Here is a 22,069-nt window from a genome sequence, read left to right as displayed (position 1 = left end):
GACACACGTTTTCTTGACCTCGGCCCCCCGGGCCTAGGTCTTCGTGTGACATCAAGCATGGGGGTGACGATGACGACGCCGGACACCGATCCAGACGCCGCGGAAACGACGCGGCTTATCGACGAGACCGATTACGAGGTCGGTCAGGACAACATTCAGACGCAGATCGGGCCTTTCGGGCTCGACATCCACAACCCGGTCTTCCTGATCGCGGGCCTCGGCATCGTGGCCTTCGTCTTGGGTACGCTGATGGTGCCCGAGGCCGCGACCGCGCTGTTCGAGAGCGTGCGCGACTGGCTTACCGCGAACTTCTCGTGGTTCTTCATCCTCGGCGGCAACATCTTCGTGCTGTTCGGCCTGTTGCTGATCGTGACGCCGCTGGGCTCGGTCCGGCTGGGCGGCGCGGCGGCGCGGCCCGATTACGGCTATGCGGGCTGGTTCGCGATGCTCTTCGCCGCCGGCATGGGCATCGGTCTGATGTTCTACGGCGTCTCCGAGCCGCTGTCGCATTTCTCGACCTCCTTCGCCGAGGGCGCGGGCAGCCCCGAAAGCTGGGCGCCGCTGTCCGGCGCCGAGGGCGACGCCGAGGCGGCGCGGCGGCTGGGCATGGCGGCGACCATCTACCATTGGGGCCTGCACCCTTGGGCGATGTATGCCGTGGTGGCGCTGGCACTGGGCCTGTTCAGCTACAATCAGGGCCTGCCGCTCACCATCCGCTCGGCCTTCTACCCGATCTTCGGTGAGCGGGTCTGGGGCTGGACCGGCCACATCATCGACATCGTCGCGGTCTTCGCCACGCTGTTCGGCCTTGCCACCTCGCTGGGCTTCGGCGCGGAGCAGGCGGTCGCGGGGATGGATTTCCTGTTCGGCACCGGTGACACCGCCGAGAACACCCGTTCGGTGTTCGGCCTGAGCTACAACAACCCGCTGCTGAACCCCGAGGGCGACGAGATCGGCCGCACCGGCGCCGGGCTCAAGATCCTGCTGATCCTCGGCATCACCGCCGTGGCCACGGTCTCGGTCATGGCCGGTCTCGACGGCGGCGTGAAGCGCGCCTCCGAGATCAACATGGTGCTGGCCTTCCTGCTGTTGCTGTTCGTGCTCTTCGTCGGTCCGACCGGCACCATCATCAGCACCTTCTTCGCCTCGCTCTGGGCCTATGTCACCAACTTCCCGGCGCTGAGCCAGCCCTTCGGGCGCGAGGACGCCAACTTCTCGCAGGGCTGGACCGCCTTCTACTGGGCCTGGTGGATCTCCTGGTCGCCCTTCGTCGGCATGTTCATCGCCCGGGTCAGCCGCGGCCGCACCGTGCGCGAATTCATGATCGCCGTGCTGCTGGTGCCCTCGATGGTCTGCATCCTGTGGATGAGCGTCTTCGGCGGCACCGCGATCACCCAGGTGGTGGTGGACGGCTTCCAGGGCGCGGCCGAGGCGGCGCTGCCGGTGCAGCTGTTCGAGATGCTGAGCCAGCTGCCGCTGGCCACGATCACCTCGTTGATCGGCATCATCCTGGTGATCGTGTTCTTCGTGACCTCGTCGGATTCGGGATCGCTCGTGATCGACACCATCACCTCCGGCGGCAAGGTCGACGGCCCGCTGCCGCAGCGTGTGTTCTGGTGCGTCTTCGAGGGTCTCGTGGCGATCGCGCTGCTCTTGGGCGGCGGTCTCGCGGCGCTGCAGGCGATGGCGGTGGCCACCGGCTTCCCCTTTGCCTTCCTGCTTCTGATGATGTGCGTGGCGATCTTCATCGCGCTCAAGAACGAGCGCAAGAACCCGACGCCGTGATGAAAAACGGAGCGGCCCCGCCTTCGGGGCCGCTCCTCACGCCGCACTTCGCCGCATTGCGGCGAAAATGCGCCTGCGGGGGTTTTCGGCGCGAAGCGCGCGCCTATCATCCCGCCGCATGATGCTATTCCAGACCTTCTCCGATGTCGGCCTTGGCTGGCTGCCGGCCTGGGCCGTGATCCTGATCGATTTCGGCCTCGCCATCGCGCTGGCCTGCCTCGTCCATGTGCTGATCTACCGCGCGCTCGGTCGCTGGGCCCAAGGCAGCGCGATGTTCCGCCGCGAACTGGTGCGGCAGACGCGCGGACCCGCCCGGCTCGGCCTGATCTTCTTCTTCATGGCGCCCGCCGCCGCCGTCGCGCCGCTTTCGCCGTCGGATGAGCGGGGGCTGCAGCACCTCGTGCTGGTGGGGACGATCCTGCTCATCGGCTGGATCGCGCGGGTGGTGCTCGATGTCTGGGCCAAGCTGCATCTGCGTCGCTACACGCTCGACGCCGAGGACAATCTCCTGGCGCGCAAGCATGTCACCCAGACCAAGATATTCCTGCGCGTCGCCTCTGTCCTGATTTCCATCGTCGCCATTGCCACGGCGCTGATGACCTTCGAGGAGGTGCGCCAATACGGGGTGTCGCTGCTGGCCTCGGCGGGGGCCGCTGGCATCGTCGCGGGCCTCGCGCTGCAGCCGGTGCTCAAGAACCTCTTCGCCGGGATCCAGCTTGCCATGACGCAGCCGATCCGGATCGACGACGCGCTGATCGTCGAGGGCGAATGGGGCAATGTCGAGGAGATTACCTCGACCTACGTGGTGATCCGGATCTGGGACTGGCGGCGGATGATCGTGCCGCTGAGCTACTTCATTGAGCAACCGTTCCAGAACTGGACCCGCGAGAACTCGACCCTGATCGGCTCGGTGCTGCTCTATCTCGACCATTCCGCGCCGATCGACCGGATCCGCGACAAGGCGCGCGAGATCACCGAGGCGAGCGCGCTGTGGGACCGCGACGTGTTCAACCTCGCCGTCACCGATTTCCGCGAACGGGTGATGGAGGTGCGGGTGCTGGCCTCGGCCCGCAATGCCGGGCGCGCCTTCGACCTGCGCTGCGAGATCCGCGAAAAGCTGGTGGCCTGGATTCAGGCCGAGATCCCGCACGCGCTGCCGCGCACCCGCGAGGAACTGACGGTGCAGACCGCTCGGGCGGAGCATCCGGCCGAGCCGTTGCGACGCGACGGCGCGGCTTGATCGGCCGGGCGGGGCGCTAACTCGGGGCAAAAGCGCCGAGGAGTGACCCCATGCCCGCCCCGATCCTTCTGTGGTTCCGCCGCGACCTGCGGCTGGCCGATCACCCGATGCTGGCCGAGGCGGTCGAGACCGGCGCGCCGCTGATCCCGGTCTTCGTGCATGACGAGGTGGTCGAGGGGCAGGGCGCCGCGCCCCGTTTCCGGCTCGGTCTCTCGGTCGAAAGCCTCGCGCGCGATCTGGAGGGCATCGGCTCGAAGCTGATCCTTCGACGTGGCCGGGCGCTCGACAGCCTGCGGGCGCTGGTCGCGGAGACCGGGGCCCGGGCGGTCTGGTGGAGTCGCGCCTACGACCCCGAGGCGCGAACACGCGACGCCGAAGCCATGGAAGGTCTCGACGCGGAGGGCATCGAAACCCGCGATTTCACGGGCCATCTGTTGTTCGAGCCCGAAAGCGTCGAGACCAAGACCGGCGGCTACTACAAGGTCTACACCCCATACATGAAGGCGGTGCGCAGCCGCGATCCGGGCGACCCGCTGCCCACGCCGGCACGGCTTCCGGCGCCCGAAAGCTGGCCCGACAGCGAACGCCTCGACGACTGGCGGATGGGCCGCGACATGCGTCGCGGGGCAGACGTGGTGGCGCGCTACCTCACCATCGGCGAGACGGCGGCGCGGGCGCGGCTCGACCGCTTCGTCGCGGAGCGGGTCGAGGATTACCACATTGCCCGCGACCGGCCCGACATCGAGGGCACCTCGGGCCTGTCCGAGAACCTCACCTATGGCGAAATCTCGATCCGCAGCTGCTACCGCGCCGCGCTCGGCGCGCGCGAGGCGGGGGCAGGCGGGGCCGAGACCTTTCTCAAGGAATTGCTCTGGCGCGAGTTCGCCTATCACCTGCTGCACCACACGCCCCGGCTGATCACCCGCAACTGGCGCGCCGAATGGGACCGGTTCCCGTGGTCCGAGGATGGCAACAGCCCCGAGGCCACGGCGTGGAAGCGGGGTCGGACGGGGATGCGCTTCGTCGATGCCGCGATGCGCGAGCTCTACGCGACGGGGCGGATGCACAACCGCGCCCGGATGATCACCGGCTCCTATCTCACCAAGCACCTGATGACGCATTGGAAAATCGGCCATGACTGGTTCGCCGACTGCCTCGTCGACTGGGACCCGGCCAACAACGCGCTGGGCTGGCAATGGATCGCGGGCTCCGGTCCTGATGCTGCGCCTTATTTCCGCGTCTACAACCCCGAGAGCCAGCTCGACAAGTTCGACCCCGACGGCGCCTATCAGCGCGCCTGGATCGCCGAGGGCCAGGCCGATCCGCCGCGAACCGCGTGCGACTTTCTCGAGGCGGCGCCGCGCCGCTGGGGGCTGTCGGCGGACATGCCCTATCCCGACCCGATCGTCGGTGCGGCGGAGGGGCGCGACCGCGCGCTCGCGGCCTATAAGGGGCGCGATAGCTGAGCCTTGCCATGCATTTGCCGGTCACGCGCCAGGTGACAAGCCCGCTTCGATCCGTAATCTGGATCGTGAGAACGGGGAGGCGCGCGACCGATGATCCTGACCGGCACCGAGGGGCAGAGCGGGCTGCCACGCTATTTCGCGCAGGTATTCGAACTGACGCGATCGATCCGCCGCGGCCGGCTCGACATCGTGCTGCCCGACGGCCGCCGGTTTCGCGCCGAGGGGGAGGCGCCGGGCTTCGCCGCCGAGATCGCCGTGCACGACCCGGACTGCTTCGCGCGGTTGATCCGCGAAGGCGATCTCGGATTTTCCGAAGCCTATGTGGACGGGGCCTGGTCCTCGCCCGACCTGCTGGCGCTGCTCGACCTCGTGCATGACGAGGTGGATGTGCTGTTCGACGGCTTCCCCGGCCACCGGCTGCTGCGCGCCTATGAGCGTCTGCGCCACTGGCTGCGCTCCAACACGAAGTTTCAGGCCAAGCGCAACATCCGCCACCATTACGATCTCGGCAACGAGTTCTACGCGCTCTGGCTCGACCCCTCGATGACCTATTCCTCAGCGCTGTTCGAGGGCAGCCAGCAAAGCCTCGAGGCGGCGCAGCGGCGCAAATACGAAAGCCTCATCGACCGCATGGGGGTACGCCCCGGCGACCACGTGCTCGAGATCGGCTGCGGCTGGGGCGGTTTCGCGGAATACGCCGCCGCCGAGCGGGGGCTGAAGGTCACCGGACTGACCATCAGCCAGGCGCAGCTCGACTTCGCCCGCGCCCGCATCGACCGGGCCGGGCTGTCGGACCGGGTCGAGCTGCGGCTGCAGGATTACCGCGATGCGGACGGCCAGTATGACGGCGTCGCCAGCATCGAGATGTTCGAGGCGGTGGGCGAACGCTACTGGCCGGTCTATTTCGACCGGCTGAGCGCCCGGCTGCGCCCGGGGCGCCACGCGACGCTGCAGGTGATCACCCTGCAGGATCAGCGCTTCGAGAGATACCGCGACGGCGTCGATTTCATCCAGAAATACATCTTTCCCGGCGGCATGCTGCCCAGCCCGGGCATCCTGCACCGGCTGAGCGAGCAGGCCGGGCTGCGGGTGACCGGTTCGCTCAATTTCGGCGAAAGCTATTCGCGCACGCTGCGACAGTGGCACCACAGCTTCAACACGCGCTGGGACGAGGTCGCACGGCTTGGCTTTGACGAAAGATTCAGGCGAATGTGGAATTTCTACCTGTGTTCCTGCGCCAGCACCTTCCGTTCCGGAAATTGCGACGTTACCCAGATCACCGTGACCCGTCCGGGCTGAACGCACCGCATATCGAGGAGAGCCGCCATGCCCACTGCGTCCAAGCTGGTCGGGGCTCTGCTGTTCGCGGCGCTGGGCTTCGTCGCATCGGTGCTGGCGCTGCCGCTTCTCGAGGGGCTGACGGTGAACCCGAATACGCCGCAGATCAACGCGGTGATCGGCTTCTGCATGGGCTGGTTCATCGCCGGGCCGCGCGCCGGGGGCGGTCTTCTCGACGGCGTGAGCAACGGGGTCACCACGACGGTCATCGGCCTTCTCACGGTGCTGGTGACGCATGGCGCGATCTTCGCGCTGCGCGCATCGTGGCGTGGCCGGTTTCGCGACCCGACGGATGCGATGGAGGCGATGGTGGATTTCATGCTGCAAAGCGCGCTTCGGCTGGTCCAACCGCAGGAAATTCTGCTGTTGGGCTTGGGCGGGATCGGCATCGGCCTGCTGCTCGAATTCACCCATTCCCGGGCCAGCTGAGCATGTCGGATCTGTTCGTCTTCGGGCCGCTGGCCGAGGCCGCGACATTCGAGGCGGTCACCGCTCGGTCGCTCGACGGGGTGCCGGCGCGGTTGCCGGGATACACCCTGACCGGCGCGCCGGACGCCGACCCGTCGCTCGTCGCGCGCGAGGGGGCGGCGGTCGAGGGGCTGTTGGTTTCGCCGCTGCCCGAGGCGGCGCGGGCCCGGCTCGATGCCTATGGCGTGGCGCTCGGCCATGAGACATTCGAGGCGCAGGTGGACTGCGTGGGCGGGGCACCGCGCATGGCCGAGATCCGCGCGCGGCGGGGCGGGGCGACCGGCCCGGACTGGGACGTGGCGGCGTGGCGGGACGGGCAGGGGGTACGATGGGCCCTCATGGCGGGCGAGATCGCCGATCATGCGCCACCTCTGAGCCCGACCAGCTTCGCCCGTCAGAAAGCGATGATCGCGGCCCGCGCCAGTTCCCGGTTGCGCGCGGCGGCCACGCCGGCCCCGGCGACGCTGCGCCACGAAGCGCGGACGGGCGATGTGGCGCTGCGTCTCGACGCCCCGCTTTCGGGCGAATTCTTCAAGCTTGCCACGATGCGCCTGTCGCATCGACGCTTCGACGGGGGACGTGCCGAGGCGCTGCCGCGCGAGGTGCTGGTGGGTGTCGATGCGACGCTGGTGCTGCCCTATGATCCACGCCGCGACCGGGTGCTGCTGGTCGAGCAGTTCCGCAGCGGCCCGGCCCGGCGCGGTTCGACCAACCCCTGGAGCCTCGAGCCGGTGGCGGGCATCGTCGATGCCGGCGAGACGCCCGAGCAGGCCGGGTTGCGCGAGGCGCGAGAGGAGGCCGGGCTGCGGCTCAACGCGCTGATCCCGATCTTCGGGGGCTACCCCTCACCGGGGTCGAGCACCGACCATTTCCACTGCTTTCTCGCGCTGGCCGACCTGCCGCGCGAGGAAAGCTGGCGCGGCGGGCTCGACGAGGAACACGAGGATCTGCGGCTGCACGCCGTGCCCTTCGACCGGGCCATGTCGCTGACGCAGACGGGCGAGATCGACGTCATCCCGATGCTCGCCATGATGTACTGGCTCGCGCATCATCGTGCGCGGCTGCGCGCCGAAGCGGAGGGCGACGCGGCTTGAGTTCCTGAGCAGCGCTGCATATTGCTCGGGACAACACAGGAAAGGCTGCCCCATGGACATCAAATCCGATCTCGCCGCCGCCGTCGGCAAGACCCCCCTGATCCGGCTGCGCGCCGCCTCCGAGGCGACGGGCTGCGAGATTCTGGGCAAGGCCGAGTTCCTGAACCCCGGCCAGTCGGTCAAGGACCGCGCGGCTTTGTGGATGATCCGCGACGCGGTCGAGAAGGGCACGCTGAAGCCCGGCGGCACCATCGTCGAGGGCACCGCCGGCAATACCGGCATCGGTCTGGCGCTTGTCGGCGCCTCGATGGGCTTCAAGACGGTGATCGTGATCCCCGAGACCCAGAGCCAGGAAAAGAAGGACATGCTGCGGCTCGCTGGCGCCGAACTGGTGCAGGTCCCGGCCGCGCCCTATCGCAATCCCAACAACTATGTCCGCTATTCGGGCCGTCTCGCCGAGGAGCTGGCACGCACCACCCCCGAGGGCGTGCTCTGGGCCAACCAGTTCGACAACGTCGCGAACCGTCAGGCGCATATCGACGGCACCGGCCCCGAGATCTGGGAACAGACCCAAGGCAAGGTCGATGGTTTCATCTGCGCCGTCGGCACCGGTGGCACTCTGGCGGGCGTCGGCATGGCGCTGCAGCCCAAGGGCGTGAAGATCGGCCTCGCTGATCCCGAAGGCGCGGCGCTGCACAGCTTCTACACCACCGGCGAGCTGAAGGCCGAGGGCGATTCGATCACCGAGGGCATTGGCCAGGGACGGATCACCGCCAATCTCGAGGGCTTCACCCCCGATTTCAGCTACAAGATTCCCGATGCCGAGGCGCTGCCGATCGTCTTCGACCTACTCAAGCATGAAGGCCTCTGCCTCGGCGGCTCTTCGGGCATCAACGTCGCCGGCGCGATCCGGCTGGCGCGCGAGCTGGGGCCGGGCCACACCATCGTGACGGTGTTGTGCGACTACGGCACGCGCTACCAGTCGAAGCTGTTCAACCCTGACTTCCTGAAGTCCAAGGGTCTGCCGGCGCCGGATTGGCTCGATCGCGGCCCTTCCTCCATTCCGGGCGTCTTCGAGGACGCATGAGCGCCTACGCGGCGGCCCGCAAGGGCGCGCGCCTCGCCCGGCGGCTGATGCTGCCGGCCTGGCTCCTGTTCGGGGCCGGTTCCGCCATGGCGCAGGGCATCGCCCCGGCACCGGGTGGGCTGTTCGACGCGCCCGCCGATGCGACGACCGAGGCGCAGGCGGGCGAGGCGGAGCCCGTACCCTCCGATGCCCCGGCCGCCAGCGTCGAGGACGCCCTGAGCCCTGAGGTGACCGGCGAGGCAGATGGCGAGGGTGCCGAGGCAGAGACCCCGGAGCTGACACCCGCCACGGCCTATGGCCCGGCCGATGCGACGCTGCCGGGAACCGGGCCGCTGGCCGAGGTGCTGGCCGAGGACGACGTGAACTGGGAAAGCTGGGAGCGCACCGCGGCGCGAAGCGAGGCGCTGTCCGAGCGCGGGCAGGGCTCCGATTTCGCGCTGCAGCGGCTGCGCGGCGATCTGGTGGTCTGGCGCGACCGGTTCCAGCAGGCGCGCGGCGCCAATAGTGGCCGCATCGGCACCGTCGAGGCGCAGCTCACGGCGCTGGGTGCCGCGCCCGAAGCCGGCGGCGAGGACGAGTCCATCGCGGCGCGCCGCGCCGCGCTGACCGAGCAGCTGATGCGGCTGCGCGCGCCGGTTCGGTTGGCCGACGAGGCCTATGCCCATGCCGACGGGTTGATCCGCGAGATCGACCGGCTGATCCGCGAGCGACGGGGCAGGGCGCTCGGCGATCGTGGGCCCTCACCGCTCAATCCCGGGCTTTGGCCTTCCGCGCTCGTCGTCGCCTTCGAGCGCGCCGAGGCGCTGCGGGCCGAGCTCTGGGCCGGCTGGACCTCGCCCGCGCGGCGGGTGGCGCTGGCGGGGGTCCTGGCCGAGGTGCTTTTCCTCGGGCTGCTGGGCGGCATCCTGATGCGTGCCGGCCTCTGGGCCCGGCATCTGCGCCGCCGCATTCTCGCAGCCGACCGACGCGGCTCGCGGGCGCTGGGCTTCGGCGTGTCGCTGGCGCAGGTGGCGCTGCCCTTCGCGGGGCTGGTGCTGGTCGCCCGCGCCCTCGATCTTGCCGGGATGAACGGGCCGCGGGCGGGCGCGCTGCTGGAGGTGCTGCCGCTGGCGGGTCTCGCGGTGCTGCTGGCGCGCTGGATGGCCGGGCAGTTCTTCGGCCCCGAGGCGGCGCAGCCGATCGCCGGCATCGCCCCGGCCCGGCAGACCCGGGCCCGAAGGCAGGCGATGCTGCTGGGCGGGACCATCGCCCTGACGCAGGTCTCGCAGGCGCTGATCGCCACCGCCGACGCGCCGGAGGGCGCCGAGGCGGCGCTCCTGTTCCCGCTGCAGCTTCTCGTTGCGGTGCCGCTGTTCCTGCTTGGTCGCACCCTGGCCGGGGTGGTGCATGACGGCGCACCCGCCACCGCCCCCGCCACGCCGCAACCCGAGACCGCGCGCCGCGACACCACCAGCGTCCGGCAGGGGCTCCTGTCGCTTCTGGGCAAGGTCGCGATGGCGGTGGCGGTGATCTCGCCGGTGCTCTCCGTGCTGGGCTATGCCGCGCTGTCCGAGGCGCTTCTGGTGCCGGCGATCAAGACCATGATGCTGATCGGCGTGCTGGTGCTGCTGCAGCGGCTGGTCTTCGACCTGTGGACCGTCGCCACCGGCTCCGAGGATCTGGCCCGCGACGCGTTGGTGCCGGTGCTGATCGGGCTGTTCCTGATCCTTGCCGCGCTGCCGGTGCTGGCTTTGGTCTGGGGCGCCCGGCCCGAGGATCTGGCCGAGGTCTGGACCCGGTTCCGCGAAGGCTATTCTTTCGGCGAGACGCGCCTTCAGCCCACCGACCTGATGTGGCTTCTGGTGATCTTCGTGATCGGCTACGCGTTGACGCGGCTGGTCCAGCGGGTGCTGCGCTCGGTGGTGCTGCCGCGCACCAAGCTCGACCTCGGCGGCCAAAACGCCGTCGCGGTGGGCTTTGGCTATGTCGGCATCACCTCGGCGGCGATCCTTGCGATCACCACCGCCGGGCTCGACCTGTCGAATCTCGCCATCGTCGCCGGTGCGCTCTCGGTGGGCATCGGTTTCGGCCTGCAGAACATCGTCTCGAACTTCGTCTCGGGCATCATCCTGCTGATCGAGCGACCCATAGGCGAGGGCGACTGGATCGAGGTGAACGGCCAGTCGGGATATGTGCGCGACATCTCGGTGCGTTCGACCCGGATCGAGACCTTCGACAAGACCGACGTGATCGTGCCCAACGCCGATCTGGTCTCGAACCACGTTACCAACTGGACCCGCGGCAACTCGGTCGGTCGGGTCATCGTGCCGGTCGGCGTGGCGCATGGCAGCGATCTCGAGAAGGTGCAGGAGATCATGCAGGAGGTCGCGGATTCCCATCCCCTCGTGCTCGCCAACCCGGCGGCGGCGGTGCTGTTCCGCGGCTTCGGCCCCTCGAGCCTGAACTTCGAGATCCGGGCCTTCCTGCGCGACATCAACTTCATCATCGCGGTGCAGTCGGAGATGAATCACGAGATCGCGCGGCGCTTCAGGGCGGCGGGGATCACCATCCCCTTCCCGCAGCAGGATCTGTGGCTCAGGAACCCCGAAACGTTGCGCGCGGCTGAAAACGCGGCAGAGGGGGGCGGCACGGGCTGAGGCCCCGCCGCCACGCCCGGATCATTCGGCCGCCTCGTGCCGCGAAGGGGTCTCGCGCGGTTCGGTCTCGGGCTCTGGCAACCCCTCGCGCGACAGCAGGATCGCGATCGGCCTGAGCGCCGGGATCTCCGAGCAGACGATCATCGCCGCCACGGTGATCGGCACCGAAAGGAACATCCCCGGAATGCCCCAGACCGCGCCCCAGAAGGCGAGGCTGATGATGATCCCGAACGAGGACAGCCTGAGCGCCCGACCCATCATCATCGGGTCGAGCACGTTGCCGTTGATGAACTGGATCACCCCGGTGATCGCGAAGATCGCCCCCGTCGTCGCCGGATCGCCGAGCTGCACATAGGCCACCAGCGCCACCAGCGCCGTGGCGACGATCGAGCCGATATTGGGGATGTAGTTCAGGATGAAGGTGAGGATCCCGAGCGCCACCGCGAGATCGAGCCCGAACAGCCCCGCCAGCGCCCAGACCATGACCCCGGTCATCAGCGACACCAGCGTCTTGACCGCGAGGTAGCGGTTCACCCGGCGGATGATCGAGCCGATGATCCGTCCCACCCGGTCGGCCCGCACCGGGTCGCCCACGAAATTGACCAGCTTGGTCGAGAACCAGACCCGCTCGGCGAAGAGAAAGCCGACGAAAAGGATCACCAGCACCGTGCCCTGCATCAGGTTGCCCGCCTGGCTCGCCAGCGCCCTGATATAGCCGCCGAGCTCGACCGTCTGCAGCGAGTTGAGCACCGCGGCCTCGGTGTTCTGGCCAAGCCAGGAGAACAGCGCCGCGATCGCCTCCGGCGCGCGGTCGGCATAGCTTAGCGTGGTGAGCAGCACCGTGTTGATCTGCGCCAGCACGATCGAGGTCAGCGTCAGCAGCGTCGCCGCGATGGCGACGACGGCGGCGACGGAGGCGAGCCAGTTCGGGATCGCCAGCGGCCCGATCCGGGCCCGCGCGATGAAGCTGATCGCGTCGCTCATCAACGAGAAGATGACGATCGCGGTCACCAGCGAGATCAGCAGGAACCGCGCCTGCACTAGGAGAAACAGCACCACCGCGAAAGCGATGATGATCAGGGCCACGTCCTGCACGCGGTGCGGATCGCGCGGCAGGCGCATCCGGCTCGGCTGGGATTGCAGTGGCGTGCGGGGTGGTTCGGTCATCAAGGCGCTGTCTCGTCCGGTCTGTGCGGCATCCACTATGCGGGAGCCTTGCGGCGGGGGCAATCAAAGGCGGAAATTGCCGGGGTCAGGCCCTTGCATTGGCGCCGAGCCTTGGCTACTGAGCCCGCAACGGAGCGGTGGCCGAGTGGTCGAAGGCGCACGCCTGGAAAGTGTGTAGGCGGGAAACCGTCTCGAGGGTTCGAATCCCTCTCGCTCCGCCACTAACTCACAAATCTTCCCGTACACTTAGCGCGGTAAGTCGACCGTCGCCGAATGACTTGGAGCACGAGGGCCTGATGTTGCCCGGCGTGCCCAGCTCGTTGCCAGCAGGTCTTGCCCCGAGTGAAGGATCCGCATGCCCCTTGGCTCGCAACTCTTCACGGAGGCGTAGCCCACGGTCGGCCGCGTCGCCGCCTCGCTGATCGCCCCGGCATCATTCGTCAGCTTACGCGACCTCACTGGGTCACGGACTGCTTCGCCATCCGTCTTGCCATGATGCACGTAAGGTTTGACATGGGCGGGTTATAGCAGCCGCCCCTCATGTCCGAGCGCGAGAGGCTCTAGTCCCCGGTGGCAATGGATGCGTAATCTTCCACGGCGGCGAGAAAGGGGGACGCAGGCGAAAGGACGACAGCACTTCACTGCGGCAGAGTTTTAGCCTGCGCCATCGAGGGTGGCTGCATGGCTTGGGAATACCCGCCCGGCGAGATCGCGGCTAACGCTGATCGCCTCCTGAGGCATGGAAACGTTCCTTACACCTGCTTCCTCGGCCAAATCATCCCACATGCGGTAGTGCAGGGGCCGTTCACGGCGCCCGGTCAGGTGTGCGTCACCCAATTATGGAACGGTGCAGAACGACTTCGCTCCCCTCATCACGACAGGGCAGCAGCCACTCCCGTGGCGGAAACGTGAACGCTATCGTGAATCCCCAGTAACAACATGCCCGAGCCTTGCACGAACCGGGGTTGATCAATCCACGGGCCGCTTCATCAACATCGCCAGAGGCGGCGGTAAGGCTATGCATCGGTTGTCATGCCACTGCTTATGGCGGGCAACCGGACTCCTATTTCCATTTGCCGAGGTTCGAGCCCCGCAGGGTCCCGTCAGGCAGCTGCCCCTCGGAACTTTCCCGGTCGATGGCCGGCGGCCCGGTGGAACATCGTGTCTTGGCGACGGTCGCTAGCGCAGCGCCTTGGGTGGCTCGGGCGTCTGCGTCGTCATGTGGCTGCTGGAGGAGACACGCATGACGGCCCGCCGGTGCTTGTCGCGCATGACATCGAGCACCTCGACCGAATGGCTGCGTACATCCGTCAAGCGGCGGATGCGCGAGCCCGGTGATCCGATCGGGCGTAAACCGTGCTGTCGCAGTTCGGGCATGACGGCTGCCGCGTGTTCCAGAGCGTGCTCCAGATCGTCTTCGGCCTGAAGATAGGCCCGGTAGGCCCGGATCAGGGCGCGTCGTGCGGCCATGGCGTCAGGGTTCATTTTCGCCTCCCTTGGAACAAGGAAACTCTGTTCATGATCAGGACCCATGACCCGGCTTCTGTCAACGCCGCAGGGGCCCGAAAGGGTGGTGCGAAGCGACCCCCAGCCTCAGCCCTCTGTTTTTCTGTCAGAACATCTTCGAGGGGCGGGGTCATTCTAGATCCCTAACCCTCACCTCGGCCACGAGCCTGCGGGCCAAGGCCCCGTCGCAAAGCTGGGTGGCCGGCGTGGTCACGGCCGCCGCCGCGGCCCCGGTGCCGGCCCGCAACGCCGCGCGAAAGCTTTGACGCTGCGCCAGGGCGAGCGCGGTTGCCCCGAGCAAGCTGTCTCCCGCCCCGACCGCACTGACGAGCTCGACCGGCGGGGCATCGCAAAAGAAGCTCTCCGTGGCGGATACGCCGAGCGTTCCGCTGGCGCCGAGGGACAGGACCACGCGCCGCGCCTTGCCGCTCCGGACAAGATCTTTCCCGAACGCCGCAAGCTCGCGCGCATTCGACAGGCCGCGTCCGGCCAATTCATCGGCCTCGGCCCCGTCCATCCGCAACAGGCCGAACGGCACCTCTTCAATGCTTGAGATCGCCTCCGCCAAGGCCGCGCCGGAGGTGTCGAGCAGCATCTCCGCCCCGCGTGCCTGGCACCGTTCCGCCAGGCGGACCAGAACCGCACCGGAGAGGCCCGGCGGCAGGCTGCCGGACACCACGAGCATCTGCTCCGGCCCGATCCGTCGCGCGAGTACGTCGAAGAGCCTGTCGGTGGCTTGAGGCGGCCAGCCGGGCCCCGGCAGGACGAAGCGATATTGCGCCCCGCTATCGCGTGCCGTGACCGCGAAGGATTGCCGGGTCAGCCCGGGCACGGAGATGGTCACGATCTCGACGCCCTCATCGGCAAGCAGTGCGGCGATCGTCTCGCCGGTCGCGCCGCCCAGCGCGACCATGGCGGTCGAGACGCCACCGAGCCGGGCGATCGCGCGAGAGACATTGATGCCGCCCCCGCCCGGATCGAGCCGCGGCGCGGCGCAGCGCAGTTTCCGGTTCGGCACGAGCGCTTCGGTTTCCGTCGCGAGATCAAGCGCGGGGTTCAGGGTCAGGGTCAGGATCTGGCGCATCGGCGGCTCATCGTTGAGGCTCCTTTCACGAAAGGGCTCAGGCAGGAGTTGAGACCGCGCACAGTCTATCGCCATCCGGCGCATGTTTCACCGACCTTGCGAATCGCGACGGGCACGTATCCGTACGAAACGCGCTGCACGTTCATGCACGGTGCCGGGCCCTCTCGTCCCGCCCTGTCTTGGCAATCGATGTCGATACAGGCGTACCCAGGATTGGTTTTTACCATCGCACCCGGTTCGAGGGCCCGCGCACCGCGCCTGGCCAGCTTCGTCTTTCCGCTTCCCGGGTCTCCTGCTCATTCTGCCGATTTCACGCCTCGATCCCCGGACCGCGGAAACGAAAGCATCCGCTTCCGGGACCCACCTTGATCTCGCGCAAGCGACAGGAGCGCCGCGCTCGCCTATCCTGAGCATGCCGCCGACCGCTCCGGCGCCGTGTCAGGAAGCCAGCCGCAATGACCTCCATGCCCCCGCAGGCCCAGGCGAACGGCACGCCCCTCTGGCATGCGTCCGACACCGAGGAGGTCCTGGGAAGCCTCGGAAGCGGGCCGGAGGGGCTCTCCCCACCCGAGATTGCCGCCCGGCTGTCCCGCCACGGACCCAACCGTCTGCCAGAGCCGCCGGGGTGCGGCCTGCTTGCCCGGCTGCGGGGCCAGTTCGAGAACCTTCTCATCCTGGTGCTGATCGCGGCGGGCGCCGTCACGGCGCTGCTCGGCCACTGGATGGATTCGGGCGTGATCCTCGCGGTGGTGGTGCTGAACGCGGCGATCGGCCTGTGGCAGGAGGGCCGTGCCGAAAGCGCCCTGGCCGGGGTGCGTCGGTTGCTGTCGGAGACCGCTTCCGTGCGCCGCGCGGGCCGGCGCGAGACCATACCGGCCGCCGAACTGGTGCCGGGCGATATCGTGCTGCTCGAACCCGGCGATCGGGTGCCGGCCGATCTCCGGCTGATCGAGGCGCGCGGGATGCGGGCGCAGGAGGCCGTGCTGACCGGCGAGTCGGCCGCCGTCGACAAGGATACCGACCCCGTTCCAAAGGACGCCCCGCTCGGCGATCGCAGGTCCATGGCCTTTTCGGGTACGCTGGTCGCGTCCGGGCGCGGAACCGGGGTGGTCGTTGCCACCGGGCCGCGCAGCGAGATCGGCCGGATCGGCGCGCTCCTCGGTGGGGTCGAGACCACGGCGACGCCGCTGCTGCGCCAGATCGACCGCTTCGCGCGGCGATTGACGACGATCATTCTCGGCGTCTGCCTACTCGTCTTCGGCTACGCGGTCGGATTTGGCGGATACTCCCGGGAAGACGCGTTCTTCGCCATGGTCGGCATGGCCGTGGCCGCGATACCCGAGGGGCTGCCGGCGGTGATCACCATCGCACTGGCGCTGGGCGTGCAGCGCATGGCGGCGCGACGGGCCATCGTGCGGCGGCTCCCGGCGGTGGAGACGCTGGGCGCCGTGACGGTGATCTGCACCGACAAGACCGGCACGCTGACGCTGAACGAAATGGTCGTGCGACGGGTCGTGACCGACCCGAGCGCCCCCGCCTCCGAGATCGGCGGCGAGGGCTATGCGCCCAACGGCGAGGTCGAAGGCGACCCGGCGGCCGTGGCTGCGCTGGCCCGGACCGGCCTGCTGTGCAACGACGCGCATCTGCGTCAGGACAAGTCGGGTTGGCGGGTCGAGGGCGATCCGATGGAGGGCGCGCTGCTGGCGCTCGCGGGCAAGATCGGCCTCGATGCCGAGGCCGAGCGCGCCGCGCATCCCCGCCTGCACGAGATCCCCTTCGACGCCGCATGGAGTTACATGGCCGTGCTGACCGCCGGCACCGACGGCGCGATGCTTCACGTGAAAGGCGCGCCGGACCGGCTGCTGCCACATTGCGATTTCCAGCCCGGTCCCGATGAGGCGGTGCCCATCGATCGCGAGGCCTGGGCGGCACGGATCGAGGCGCTCGCCGCCAGTGGTCACCGTGTACTCGCCTTCGCCGTGAAGCCCGTCGCGGCGTCGGGCGAGATCGGTCATGCCGACATCGGCGGGCTGAGGCTGCTCGGACTTGCCGGGTTCATCGACCCGGCCCGCCCCGAGGCGATCGCGGCGGCGGCGGATTGCCGGCGCGCCGGCATCGCTGTGAAGATGATCACCGGCGACCACGCCCTGACCGCGCAGGCGGTGGCGGCCGAACTCGGTCTCGACACGAGGGGCGGCGCGCTTGCAGGCCGGGAGATCGAAGCGGCGAAGGATGCCGATCTGCGCCGCATGGCGCGCGAGGCCAACGTCTTCGCGCGCGCCGCCCCCGAGCACAAGCTGCGGCTGGTCGAGGCGCTGCAGGCCGAGGGGCACGTCGTGGCGATGACCGGCGACGGGGTGAACGACGCGCCGGCGTTGAAACGCGCCGATGCCGGGATCGCCATGGGCATCAAGGGCACCGAGGCCGCCAAGGAGGCTGCGCGGGTGGTGCTCACCGACGACAACTTCGCCTCGATCGTCGCCGCCGTGCGCGAGGGCCGCACCATCCACGACAACATCCGCAAGGTGATCGCCTGGAACCTGCCGACCAATGGCGGCGAGGCGCTGGTGATCATCCTTGCGATCCTGATTGGGTTGCCGCTGCCGATCACGCCGATCCAGATCCTCTGGATCAACATGGTGACCGCCGTGGCTCTGGGGCTGACGCTGGCCTTCGAGCCACCCGAGCCGGGCGTGATGGCGCGCCCGCCGCGCCGCCCCGGCGCGGCGCTGCTCGACGGCGAGATGATCTGGCGCGTGGCACTGGTCTCGGTGCTGTTCGGGCTGGCGGTGTTCGGCCTCTCGGCCTGGGTCATGGCGCGGGGCGAGAGCCTCGCCTATGCCCGGACGCTCTCGGTCGACCTGCTGGTGGTGATGGAGATCTTCTACCTGTTTTCGGTGCGCTACCTGCACATGACCTCGATTACCGTGACCGGGCTTCTGGGCACCCGTGCCGTCTGGTTCGGCGTGGCATTGGCAGTCGTGGCCCAGCTTCTCTTTACCTACGCCCCGCCGCTGCAGGCGGTGTTCGACAGTCGGCCCGTGGCCCCGGCCGACGGGGCCGTGGTGCTCGGCATGGGAGTGGCGCTGCTGCTCGTGCTTGAGGCCGAGAAGCTTCTGCGCCGCCGCTGGCGTGCTCCGATGCGGCTGCAAGGCGATCCGGATCCGCGCCGAATCCGTTCGGACTAGGCCTCGCTCGAGGCCTCGTAGCCTTGCCTCTTGCCAACACTTGGAATTCAGCTCCTCGGGCGCGTCATTCACCTATGGGAGCGGACAGGCGGTGGCGCGGAACTCGATCACCGCAAAGATGATGCGTTCGAGCAAATCGCACCGGTCGGCTCGCGTCGGACAGCGCCCATCGGCCATGCAAAATCCGGCTTGGCCGCCATCTCCAGTTTAATCAGTGGAAAGCTGCGCGGCTTTGCAGGGAGCGCATCGCAGCAAAAGATCCCGACCGCCACGCCGCCGTAATCCATTTCCGTATCGCCCCGTGAATCGCGTCTCAGCCCTCGGCGCCGCTGACGCGGTACCCATGGGATAACGCTCCTGGGCAGTGGAGCAGTTGCGGGACAAGCCGAAGTTCTGAAGCATTGCCGATGAATGCCGGCAGGATAAGGTGGGAGGTGCCAACTCCGCGCGGCTGCCGCTACGCGACGAGTATCGTCGTTCCCTCCCTGACTTCGAGGATCGACAATTGTCGGTCCACGAGGCCGGTCTCCGTGAAACGAAACGGGCCGAGCACCCCGTTGAAACCGGCGGAGCGATGCAGTCCCTTCGGGTCTTGCTGACCGAGGCGGCCGAGAAGGCGGGCCATGTTCGCCGCGTCGAAGGCAAGCCCCGCAGTAACGCCGGCTTCCCCGTCGATCCTTTCTTCGAGGCCAAGGGCAAAGGCTTCGAAGCTGATCGGATCCGGCCCCGCGAACCACGCCTGATTCAAGGCGCCCAACTGGTGCGGCGGGATCGTGGCCCATTGCTCCGAACCCAGGACCTGCAGGCCGGCATCCTTCACCGCGTCGACCATCGGCGCCAGGCCTGCGGAGGCCGCAGGAAGATACACCGCATCCGGAAGGCGCCCGCCCGATGCTGCGGCCAGGCGGGAGACGAGGCCTTCCGAGTCGGTCGCCTGGAGCCGATCCGAAAGGGTGATACCGAATTCGGGCGCCACCTTTCGCGCTGCTGCCACCGCCTGCTCTCCATATGCCCCGGGCGGGGCCACGACGGCGATCCGCCGCATTCCGCGCGCGGAGGCGAAACGCAGAACGGCGTTTGCCGACTGCAATGGGGTGATCCCGAAAACATAGAGGTTCCGGCCCGCGATCGCATCGTTGTTCGAAAAGGATATGACAGGCACGCGCGTTCCGACCGCTGCGGCGACCGCTTGGCTCTGGTTCGAGAAAAGCGGCCCCAGGATCATGTTCGCGCCCGCTTCCACGGCTCGATTGGCTGCCGCCACCGCGCTCGTTTCATCGGCGCCCGCGTCGTGCAGGGCAATCTCGGCCCCGGGACCATCCACCGCTCCGCCAAGGCGGGCCGCTTCGGCCATCACTTGCCCGAGCTTGGCATGCTGCCCCGACAGCGGGAGCAACAAGGCTGCGCGTCCGGTCGTGCCGAGAGGGGGAAGCTCAGGCTCTCCGCTGGGACTGCAGGCGGAAAGTCCGAACAATGCCGGCATGGTCGCCAGTCCGCCGAGCAGCCTGCGCCGGCCAAGCCGAGGCTCGGTGGCCTGGCCGCCGAATGGTGTCTTCGGCAAGATGGACCGCGATGACATATGGGGGACCTCATGCTGCGCGTGGGTTCGGAGCGCTTTCGAGGCATCTCCTTCCGCGAGCCTAAGGAGCCCTTCGTGGCAAGTCGAGGGTTCGGGAATCCGTTCGATGGGGGAGGCCGAAGCCCCGGCGGCGCACTGTGGCGCGACTGCACCAGCCGGCATTGCGTTGGCTCGGAAAGTGGCATCAAAGTGAATCGAACCGGGGTTCGCGCTAGCCTCCGATGAAAGAGCAAGAGCAGCACAACACAACAAGGCTGATGGTGGATTACCTGGTCGCAGGCCTGAAGGGATGGTTCGGGCAATCAAATACCAGCCGCATTCCGCTGCCACGCGCGGGCTGCCGTGATGCCATGCGCGCGTGGCGGCTCGGCCTCGCGCGCTCCGTGGCGATGGCGGCGTGTCTCGCGATGGCTGCGCCGGTTGCCGCCCAGACCGCCGAGCCCGGTACGGGCGAGTTCGTGATCAATCTTCGCGAAGCGGACATTTCCGTTCTGGCGGAAGAGGTCTCGAAGATCACCGGGCGTACCTTGGTTCTCGATCCGCAACTGCAGGGCAGCGTCAGCGTCGTTTCCAGCGAGCGGCTCGACGAGGAGGGGGTCTGGGCGCTGTTCCAGTCGATCTTGCAGGTCCGGGGTTTCCTCGCCGTGCGTGCAGGCAATACGTGGCAGGTGGTACCGGCGGAACGGGCGCGGACGATCAGCGGCGCGCAGCCGGGATCCGAGACCGGCGCGCAGGACTTCGTCACGACGATGGTGCGGCTTGATCGCCTGCCTGCAGCCGAAGCGGTCAGGGTGCTCAGTCCGCTGGTCGCCGAATCCGGCTATATCGAGGGCATTTCCGATCCCAACGCGATACTGGTGACCGACACGCGGGCGAATGTGGACCGGATCACATCTATCGCGCGGGCGTTCGACGGAGCCGACGAGGCCCGCTCCGAGGTGATCCGCTTTGCCAACGCCGATGCCGTTTCGGTCGGCCGGGCACTGGCCGAAGTGCTTGGTGACGACGCGACGGGCGCGCGGTTCTCTGTGAACCCGTCCAGCAACCAGCTCGTGGTCCGGGGCACGCCGGAAGAGATCGGCGAGATCCGGGAACTGGCGCGCTCGATGGATGTGGCCCAGCGCAGCAGCCCGCAGGCCGCCGTGTCTACCCGGGTGTTCCGGTTGAAATACGGTGACGCTGCTGTGGTCGCGGAAATCATCCGCGGCACGGTGGGCGATGCGATAGAGCCAGTCACGGGAACGGCTGTCATCGCTGCCGCGGGCGAGACCACCGACGAGGGCGAGCAGGGCTTCGTACCGCTGGAAGCCGTGACAGTGACCCCGGAAGCGGTTGCGATCCAGGCCTCCGTCGATACGAATTCGATCCTGGTTCGGGGCACCGCCGCGCAAATCTCGGAAATCGGTCAGCTGGTCCATGCGCTCGATGTTCGCCGCCCGCAGGTGATGATCGAGGCGGCGATCGTCGAGGTCTCCGGCGAGGTGGCGGAACGTCTCGGCGTGCAGCTGGGCTTTGGCGATGCCACCCCGCCCGGGCAATTGGCCGCGACCTCCTTCGGCAATGGAGGGAATTCGCTGGCCAATGTGCTGATGGCACTGGGGGCGCCGAATTCGGTCGCGCTCTCCACCGGGCTCACCATGTCGGCGAGCGGCAACGACTTCGGCCTTCTGGTCCAGGCGTTGTCCCAGTCGAGCCGTGCCCGGCTGCTGTCGACGCCTAGCGTGACCACGCTGGACAACGAGCCGGCGACCATCGTGGTCGGCCAGAACGTGCCATTCCGCACGGGCAGCTTCGTTACCGATGGAAATTCGGTAACCCCCTTCACGACGATCGAGCGCCGCGATGTCGGCATCACGATGGATGTCGTGCCGCGGATCACCGCCAGCGACGTCGTCCAGCTATCGATCAACCAGGAAGTCTCGAGCCTCGTGGGCACCACCGTCGAAGGAGCCGCGGATCTCGTCACCAATCGTCGGGCCATCAACACGACGGTTCTGGCCGACAACCGGGGGACCGTGGTGCTGGGCGGGCTGATCACCGACGATCGGACGAGCCAGGAGGGCAAGGTCCCCGGATTCGGCGACGTGCCTGTGATCGGAAACCTGTTTCGGGCGCGCAACGGGCAGACCACCAGCCGGACGCTCTTCGTGTTCATGCGCCCCACCATCCTGCGGGAGCGATCCGATATCCGACAGGCCGCCGAGCAACGTTATGACCGGCTGCAGGCCGCCGATGTACGGCCGGTGCCCCGCACCATTCTGAATCAAAAGCCGGTGCGCCATCTCCCGCTCGAAATCGAGGGGCTGTATTGAGTGCGCGAGACGGATTTTGCGTCTCCATAGTCCGTTCGAAATGTCGAGTGCGTCCTAGCGAATGCAACCGAATCGCAGGGGCGCGTGTCGTGATCGGGTATTCGCGCGTGGACTGAACT

At 68.0% G+C, this 22,069-nt stretch carries 15 protein-coding genes and 1 tRNA gene; 11 read left to right on the top strand and 5 right to left on the bottom strand.

The window, feature by feature from the left end; all coding sequences use genetic code 11:
* The first annotated feature begins 69 nt into the window (after positions 1 to 69).
* The 8 genes from O4G76_RS02830 (at position 70) to O4G76_RS02795 (ending at position 11,114) form a co-directional block, all read left to right on the top strand.
* Entirely contained in the window at positions 70 to 1,785 is a 1,716-nt protein-coding gene (locus O4G76_RS02830; RefSeq protein WP_269395900.1) for a BCCT family transporter, read from the top strand.
* Positions 1,786 to 1,903: 118 nt separating this feature from the next.
* Complete coding sequence (locus O4G76_RS02825) at positions 1,904 to 3,025, top strand: mechanosensitive ion channel family protein (protein WP_269395899.1); 1,122 nt, start codon at positions 1,904 to 1,906, stop codon at positions 3,023 to 3,025.
* A gap of 50 nt (positions 3,026 to 3,075) precedes the next feature.
* Positions 3,076 to 4,491 carry a deoxyribodipyrimidine photo-lyase gene (locus O4G76_RS02820; protein ID WP_269395898.1) on the top strand — a complete coding sequence of 472 codons (1,416 nt, stop codon included), beginning with the start codon at positions 3,076 to 3,078 and terminating at the stop codon, positions 4,489 to 4,491.
* 90 nt (positions 4,492 to 4,581) lie between these two features.
* Positions 4,582 to 5,790: a cyclopropane-fatty-acyl-phospholipid synthase family protein gene (locus O4G76_RS02815; protein WP_269395897.1), complete on the top strand. Its 1,209-nt coding sequence runs from the start codon at positions 4,582 to 4,584 to the stop codon at positions 5,788 to 5,790.
* A gap of 27 nt (positions 5,791 to 5,817) precedes the next feature.
* Positions 5,818 to 6,258, top strand: a complete 441-nt coding sequence (locus O4G76_RS02810) for a TrgA family protein (RefSeq protein ID WP_269395896.1) — start codon at positions 5,818 to 5,820, stop codon at positions 6,256 to 6,258.
* Between the two features lie 2 nt (positions 6,259 to 6,260).
* Positions 6,261 to 7,391, top strand: coding sequence for an NUDIX domain-containing protein (locus O4G76_RS02805; protein ID WP_269395895.1), 1,131 nt, complete (start codon positions 6,261 to 6,263; stop codon positions 7,389 to 7,391).
* 52 nt (positions 7,392 to 7,443) lie between these two features.
* On the top strand, positions 7,444 to 8,478 hold the full coding sequence (locus tag O4G76_RS02800; RefSeq protein ID WP_269395894.1) for a cysteine synthase A: 1,035 nt from the start codon (positions 7,444 to 7,446) through the stop codon (positions 8,476 to 8,478).
* Positions 8,475 to 11,114 (top strand): DUF3772 domain-containing protein, encoded by a 2,640-nt coding sequence (locus O4G76_RS02795; protein ID WP_269395893.1) that lies wholly within the window; start codon positions 8,475 to 8,477, stop codon positions 11,112 to 11,114. The genes O4G76_RS02800 and O4G76_RS02795 overlap by 4 nt, the downstream gene beginning before the upstream one ends.
* Positions 11,115 to 11,135: 21 nt before the next feature.
* Here O4G76_RS02795 and O4G76_RS02790 read toward each other — a convergent pair whose 3' ends face one another.
* Entirely contained in the window at positions 11,136 to 12,281 is a 1,146-nt protein-coding gene (locus tag O4G76_RS02790; RefSeq protein WP_373568004.1) for an AI-2E family transporter, read from the bottom strand.
* A 131-nt stretch (positions 12,282 to 12,412) separates the two neighbouring features.
* Between O4G76_RS02790 and O4G76_RS02785 the strand changes: the two genes are divergently transcribed.
* Positions 12,413 to 12,502, top strand: a tRNA-Ser gene (locus tag O4G76_RS02785).
* 958 nt (positions 12,503 to 13,460) lie between these two features.
* On the opposite strand, the gene O4G76_RS02780 is transcribed toward O4G76_RS02785, so the two are convergent.
* On the bottom strand, positions 13,461 to 13,766 hold the full coding sequence (locus tag O4G76_RS02780) for a hypothetical protein (protein ID WP_269395892.1): 306 nt from the start codon (positions 13,764 to 13,766) through the stop codon (positions 13,461 to 13,463).
* Between the two features lie 151 nt (positions 13,767 to 13,917).
* Positions 13,918 to 14,871, bottom strand: a complete 954-nt coding sequence (locus O4G76_RS02775) for a 1-phosphofructokinase family hexose kinase (protein ID WP_269395891.1) — start codon at positions 14,869 to 14,871, stop codon at positions 13,918 to 13,920.
* A 455-nt stretch (positions 14,872 to 15,326) separates the two neighbouring features.
* Between O4G76_RS02775 and O4G76_RS02770 the strand changes: the two genes are divergently transcribed.
* Positions 15,327 to 18,059, top strand: coding sequence for an HAD-IC family P-type ATPase (locus O4G76_RS02770; RefSeq protein ID WP_269395890.1), 2,733 nt, complete (start codon positions 15,327 to 15,329; stop codon positions 18,057 to 18,059).
* A gap of 107 nt (positions 18,060 to 18,166) precedes the next feature.
* Here the strand turns inward: O4G76_RS02770 and O4G76_RS02765 are convergent, their stop codons facing one another.
* Both O4G76_RS02765 and O4G76_RS02760 read right to left on the bottom strand, forming a co-directional pair.
* Entirely contained in the window at positions 18,167 to 18,346 is a 180-nt protein-coding gene (locus tag O4G76_RS02765) for a hypothetical protein (RefSeq protein WP_269395889.1), read from the bottom strand.
* Between the two features lie 170 nt (positions 18,347 to 18,516).
* Complete coding sequence (locus O4G76_RS02760; RefSeq protein ID WP_269395888.1) at positions 18,517 to 19,458, bottom strand: penicillin-binding protein activator; 942 nt, start codon at positions 19,456 to 19,458, stop codon at positions 18,517 to 18,519.
* 437 nt (positions 19,459 to 19,895) lie between these two features.
* On the opposite strand from O4G76_RS02760, the gene gspD reads away from it, so the two are divergent.
* Positions 19,896 to 21,950 (top strand): type II secretion system secretin GspD, encoded by a 2,055-nt coding sequence (gene gspD / locus O4G76_RS02755; RefSeq protein ID WP_269395887.1) that lies wholly within the window; start codon positions 19,896 to 19,898, stop codon positions 21,948 to 21,950.
* Positions 21,951 to 22,069 lie beyond the last annotated feature (119 nt).

It is taken from the genome of Limimaricola sp. G21655-S1 (assembly GCF_027213785.1).
In the GTDB taxonomy this organism is placed as follows: domain Bacteria; phylum Pseudomonadota; class Alphaproteobacteria; order Rhodobacterales; family Rhodobacteraceae; genus Limimaricola.
This window is presented reverse-complemented; position numbering and strand designations above follow the sequence as displayed.

Coding starts and splice junctions, on each gene's coding strand:
- O4G76_RS02830 (WP_269395900.1), top strand. CDS start 70: ATGACGACGCCGGACACCGATCCAGACGCCGCGGAAACGACGCGGCTT.
- O4G76_RS02805 (WP_269395895.1), top strand. CDS start 6,261: ATGTCGGATCTGTTCGTCTTCGGGCCGCTGGCCGAGGCCGCGACATTC.
- O4G76_RS02810 (WP_269395896.1), top strand. CDS start 5,818: ATGCCCACTGCGTCCAAGCTGGTCGGGGCTCTGCTGTTCGCGGCGCTG.
- O4G76_RS02815 (WP_269395897.1), top strand. CDS start 4,582: ATGATCCTGACCGGCACCGAGGGGCAGAGCGGGCTGCCACGCTATTTC.
- O4G76_RS02795 (WP_269395893.1), top strand. CDS start 8,475: ATGAGCGCCTACGCGGCGGCCCGCAAGGGCGCGCGCCTCGCCCGGCGG.
- O4G76_RS02790 (WP_373568004.1), bottom strand. CDS start 12,281: ATGACCGAACCACCCCGCACGCCACTGCAATCCCAGCCGAGCCGGATG.
- O4G76_RS02765 (WP_269395889.1), bottom strand. CDS start 18,346: ATGGATTACGGCGGCGTGGCGGTCGGGATCTTTTGCTGCGATGCGCTC.
- O4G76_RS02780 (WP_269395892.1), bottom strand. CDS start 13,766: ATGAACCCTGACGCCATGGCCGCACGACGCGCCCTGATCCGGGCCTAC.
- O4G76_RS02800 (WP_269395894.1), top strand. CDS start 7,444: ATGGACATCAAATCCGATCTCGCCGCCGCCGTCGGCAAGACCCCCCTG.
- O4G76_RS02775 (WP_269395891.1), bottom strand. CDS start 14,871: ATGCGCCAGATCCTGACCCTGACCCTGAACCCCGCGCTTGATCTCGCG.
- O4G76_RS02820 (WP_269395898.1), top strand. CDS start 3,076: ATGCCCGCCCCGATCCTTCTGTGGTTCCGCCGCGACCTGCGGCTGGCC.
- O4G76_RS02770 (WP_269395890.1), top strand. CDS start 15,327: ATGACCTCCATGCCCCCGCAGGCCCAGGCGAACGGCACGCCCCTCTGG.
- gspD (WP_269395887.1), top strand. CDS start 19,896: ATGGTGGATTACCTGGTCGCAGGCCTGAAGGGATGGTTCGGGCAATCA.
- O4G76_RS02825 (WP_269395899.1), top strand. CDS start 1,904: ATGATGCTATTCCAGACCTTCTCCGATGTCGGCCTTGGCTGGCTGCCG.